This is a genomic window from Mycobacterium sp. TH-M25 (genome assembly GCF_057473665.1).
In genome coordinates this window covers 1-5,059 of the sequence record NZ_JBYCLA010000416.1, presented here as the reverse complement: position 1 = coordinate 5,059, position 5,059 = coordinate 1, and the positions used below count along the sequence as shown (strand labels likewise).

4 protein-coding genes and 1 pseudogene are annotated in these 5,059 nt (G+C 64.1%); all 5 read left to right on the top strand.

Annotated elements, in window-relative coordinates:
• Positions 1-244, top strand: a pseudogene (locus AC2VOU_RS14095) (histidine phosphatase family protein); the annotation flags it as partial.
• A gap of 64 nt (positions 245-308) precedes the next feature.
• Entirely contained in the window at positions 309-908 is a 600-nt protein-coding gene (locus AC2VOU_RS14090) for a TetR/AcrR family transcriptional regulator (protein WP_486957943.1), read from the top strand.
• 11 nt (positions 909-919) lie between these two features.
• A complete protein-coding gene (locus AC2VOU_RS14085; RefSeq protein ID WP_486957942.1) occupies positions 920-1,351 on the top strand; it encodes an MmpS family transport accessory protein in 432 nt (143 codons plus the stop codon).
• Positions 1,348-4,242, top strand: coding sequence for an MMPL/RND family transporter (locus tag AC2VOU_RS14080; RefSeq protein ID WP_486957941.1), 2,895 nt, complete (start codon positions 1,348-1,350; stop codon positions 4,240-4,242). The genes AC2VOU_RS14085 and AC2VOU_RS14080 overlap by 4 nt, the downstream gene beginning before the upstream one ends.
• 32 nt (positions 4,243-4,274) lie before the next feature.
• A partial coding sequence (locus AC2VOU_RS14075) for an SDR family oxidoreductase (RefSeq protein WP_486957940.1) occupies positions 4,275-5,059 on the top strand: 785 nt, incomplete at its 3' end.

Below are 5,059 nucleotides of genomic sequence, written 5' to 3'. Positions count from 1 at the left end.
GGAGTTCAACGACCAGTTCAGCGCGGCCGTCCAAAAGATCTACGACAGCGGCAACAGCAAGCCGGTGGCGTTCGGCCATGCCGTATCGATCATGTACTGGACGCTGATGAACGTGAAGAACCCCAAGGACAGCCTGGCAACCAGCCATCCGCTGCCCAACCTCGGCCGCGTCGTGATCACCGGTAGCCCGGCAAAAGGCTGGACACTGGTCGACTGGGATGGAATTCGGGACTTCAGCCACTGACCCGAGCGCCGGCCACGGTACGGTACTGGACAGTACTGCCCTGGTGTGTCTAGGGTTGCGTGCTGTGAACACGACGGTTGAGCGCGGTGCGCCGCCTTCGACCTGGTCACCCCGAGAAACCGAATTACTCGAGGTGACGCTCCAGCTGCTGCAAGAGCATGGCTATGACCGCCTGACTGTGGACGCCGTGGCTGCCGCTGCCCACGCCAGCAAGGCCACCGTGTACCGGCGCTGGCCATCGAAGGCCGAACTGGTGCTCGCCGCATTCATCGAGGGCGTCCGCCAGGTCGCGGTGCATCCACAGACCGGGACGCTGCGCGGCGACCTACTGCAGCTGGGAGGGGCGATCTGCGACCATGCAGCTGCGCAGGCCGGCACCATGCGCGCCGTGCTGGTCGAGGTGTCGCGCCACCCCGCCCTCAACGAAGCCCTGCATAATCAGTTCCTCGCTCAACGCAAAGCCCTGATTCAGGACGTGTTGCGGAATGCGGCCGAGCGTGGCGAGATCGATGCCGCAGCGATCAGCGACGAACTCTGGGACTTACTGCCCGGCTATCTGATCTTCCGGACCATCATGCCGAGCCGCCCCCCCACCCGGCAGACGGTGGAAGCCCTCGTCGACGAGGTCGTCATTCCGAGCCTCACTCGAAAGATCAACGGGTGAAGGGTATTTCGGTGACCAACTTGGTCAGGCGGCGGTGGATGGTGCTGGTCACGATCGTGGTGGTGGCCCTCGCGGGGTTCGCCGTCGATCGACTGCACGGCGTCTTCGGTTCACACCAGAACGCCTCGCTTGCCGGCGGAGTCTCCAGCGAGATCGTCCCGTTCAATCCCAAGCACGTCGTCTATGAGGTCTTCGGCGCCCCGGGGGCCACGGCCACTATCAACTTTCAAGACGTCCACGCCGCACTGCAACGGGTCGACAATGCCCCGCTGCCGTGGTCCTACACGATCACCACCACCGACCCCGCGGTGATCGCCAACGTAGTCGCCCAGGGCAACGGCGACACGCTGGGCTGCCGCATCACCGTCAACGGCGACGTCAAAGACGAGAGGACCGTCAACGAATTGAGCGCCTACACCTTCTGCCTGGACAAGTCCGGATGAGCGGCCACAGCATCCGCCGGCCGCGGGTCCCGCACACCATCCACCGCCTTGCGGTGCCGATCCTGTTGTTCTGGGTGGCCATGGCCGCGATTCCGAATATCTTTGTGCCGCAACTGGAAGAGGTCGGCCGACTGCACAACGTCGGCCTCAGCTCGCCGGAGGCGCCGTCGTATCAGGCGTTCAAACACATCGGGAAAGTGTTCCACGAGTTCGACACCGACAGTTCGGCAATGATCGTGCTCGAGGGCGACAAGCCGCTCGGCCCTGAGGCCCACCAGTTCTACGACCAACTGATCCACAGGTTGGAGCGCGACGACAAGCACGTCCAGCACATCCAGGACTTCTGGGGCGACACGCTGACCGCGGCGGGCTCACAGAGCAGCGACGGCAAGGCCGCCTATGTCCAACTCTTTCTCGCCGGAGCCCAGGGCGAGGCGCTGGCCAACGAGTCCGTCGACGCGGTGCGCGCCACGGTGGACCGGATGCAGACACCACCGGGTGTCAAGGCCTACGTCACCGGCGCGGCGCCGTTGATCGCCGACCAATTCACCGAGGGCAGCAAAGGCTCCGACAAAGTCACCGCGCTGACCGTGTTGGCGATCGCGGTGATGCTGTTCTTCGTCTACCGGTCCTTCGCCACCACGTTGCTGGTTCTTGCCACCGTCCTCATCGAGATGGCCGCGGCGCGGGGATTCGTGGCCTTCCTCGGAAACGCGGGAATCCTGGGGCTGTCCACCTATGCGACCAATCTGCTCACGCTGCTGGTGATCGCGGCCGGGACCGATTACGCGATATTTTTCGTCGGCCGCTACCACGAGGCCCGCTCGGCCGGCGACGAGCGATTAGACGCGTACTACAGCATGTACCGCGGTACCGCACACGTTGTCCTCGGATCGGGCCTGACCGTCGCCAGCGCGGTGGCCTGCCTCACGTTCACTCGACTGCCGTATTTCCAGAGTCTGGGCATTCCCGCCGCGATCGGGATCCTGCTCGCCTTGGCCGCCTCGCTCACCCTGGGGCCGGCGATCCTGGTCATCGCCAGCCACTTCGGGTTGTTCGATCCCAAACGCGTGCTGCAGACCCGCAGCTGGCGGCGAATCGGCACCGCGATCGTCCGGTGGCCGGGCCCAATTCTGGTGGTGTCCGTCGCGATTGCGCTCATCGGCCTGCTTGCCCTGCCCGGCTACAAGACCAGCTACGACACCCGCCCCTACATCCCGGCCACTGCGGCGGCCAACGTGGGCTACACCGCGGCGGAACGGCACTTCGCCCGGGCCCGACTCGAACCCGAGTTGCTGATGATCGAGGCAGACCATGACCTGCGCAATCCGGCCGACATGCTGGTGCTGGACAAGGTGGCCAAGGCCGTCTTTCACATCCCGGGGATCGCCATGGTGCAGTCCATCACCAGGCCGCTGGGATCACCACTGGATCACAGTTCGATCGCCTTTCAGATCAGCCAGCAGAGCATCGGCCAGGTACAGAACCTCACCTATCAAGCCGACCGCGCGCGCGACTTGCTGCGCCAGTCACAAGAACTCGACAAGACCATCGGTATCTTGCAGCAGCAGTACACCCTTCAGCAGCAACTCGCCGGTGCCACGCACGAAGAGACCCAGAAGTTTCACGCAACGCTGGCGATCATCTCGGAGGTGCGGGACAAGCTGGCGAATTTCGACGACTTCTTCCGGCCGCTGCACAGCTACTTCTACTGGGAGAAGCACTGCTATGACATCCCGGCGTGCTTCGCGCTGCGGAACACTTTCGAGGCAATCGACAGCATCGACCAACTCAGCGAGAAATTCGAAGACCTGGTCGTCAGCCTCGACAAACTCGACAAGATTCAGCCCCAACTGGTCGGGCTGATTCCCCCGCAGATCGCCAGCCAGGAAGTCAATCGCGAACTGACGCTGAAGAACTTTGCCACCAACCTCGGGATCGACAAGCAGTCCGCGACGGCGAACGACAAACCCGCCGCACTGGGGCAGGCTTTCGACAAGTCGAAGAACGACGACCTGTTCTATTTGCCGCCGGAAGTGTTCGACAATGCCGATTTCAAGCGCGGACTGAAGCTGTTTCTGTCGCCCGACGGCAAGGCAGCCCGGATGATCATCACCCACGAGGGCGATCCCGCTGAGCCCACGGCCATCTCGCGTGTCGAGCCGATCAAGCTGGCGGCGCACGAAGCCGTCAAGGGCACTCCGCTGGCGAACTCCAGCTTCTATCTCGGCGGCACGGCCTCGACCTACAAAGACATCCAGGACATGGCGACCTACGACATCCTGATCGTCGCGGTCGCCTCGCTGAGCCTGATCTTGCTGATCATGATGCTCATCACCCGAAGCCTGGTCGCGGCGATCGTCATCGTCGGCACCGTGGCATTGTCACTGGGCGCCTCGTTCGGCCTGTCAGTACTGCTGTGGCAGTACCTCCTGGGAATCGAATTGTATTGGGTGGTACTGGCTTTGGCGGTGATCCTGCTACTGGCCGTCGGCTCCGACTACAACCTGTTGCTGATCTCCCGGTTCAAGGAGGAGATCCACGCGGGCCTCAAGACCGGGATCATCCGCTCGATGGCCGGCTCCGGCTCGGTGGTGACCGCCGCCGGTCTGGTGTTCGCCGTGACGATGTGTGGATTCGTCTTCAGCGGCCTGCAGACGCTCGGTCAGATCGGCACCACGATCGGCCTGGGCCTGTTGTTCGACACGTTGATCGTCCGGTCGTTCATGACACCGGCGATCGCCACGCTGCTCGGCCGGTGGTTCTGGTGGCCGCTACGGGTGCGTCCGCGCCCCGCCAGTTCGATGCTGCGCCCCTACGGTCCGCGCCCGGCCGTTCGCCAGCTGTTGCTGTGGGACGACCCGGAGGACGACCGCGTCACACAACGTTGACGCGGCGCCACACCGGGCGCACCATGACTTGCATGCGATATGTCGTTACCGGCGGTACCGGGTTTATCGGGCGACGTGTGGTGGCCCGTCTGCTGGACGCCCGCCCGGACGCCGAAGTATGGATCCTGGTTCGCCGCTCCTCGCTCGGCCGCTTCGAACGCCTGGCCGCAAACTGGGGCGATCGGGCAAAGCCGCTGGTCGGCGAGCTGACCGAGCCACGACTCGGCTTGACCGAGGAAGCCATCGCCGAACTGGGCACCGTCGACCACGTGGTGCACTGCGCGGCGATCTACGACATCACCGCCGCCGAAGCCGCGCAGCGCGCCGCCAACGTCGAAGGCACTCAGGCCGTCGTCGAGTTGGCCCGCCGCCTCGACGCGACCCTGCACCACGTGTCGTCGATCGCGGTGGCCGGCGACTTCCACGGCGAGTACACCGAGGACGACTTCGACATCGGCCAACAGTTGCCGACGCCGTATCACCAGACGAAGTTCGAGGCCGAACTACTGGTGCGCTCGACGTCCGGGCTGCGGTACCGGATCTACCGGCCGGCAGTCGTAGTGGGCGATTCGCGCACCGGTGAGATGGACAAGATCGACGGGCCGTATTACTTCTTCGGCATGCTGGCCAAGCTCGCGGTACTGCCGCGGCTCACGCCGATGATGCTGCCCGACACCGGCCGCACCAATATCGTTCCGGTGGACTACGTCGCCGACGCCCTTGTCGCATTACTGCACGCCGACGAGCGCGATGGACAGACCTTTCATCTCACTTCACCGAAAACCATTGGACTGCGCGGTATTTACCGAGGGATTGC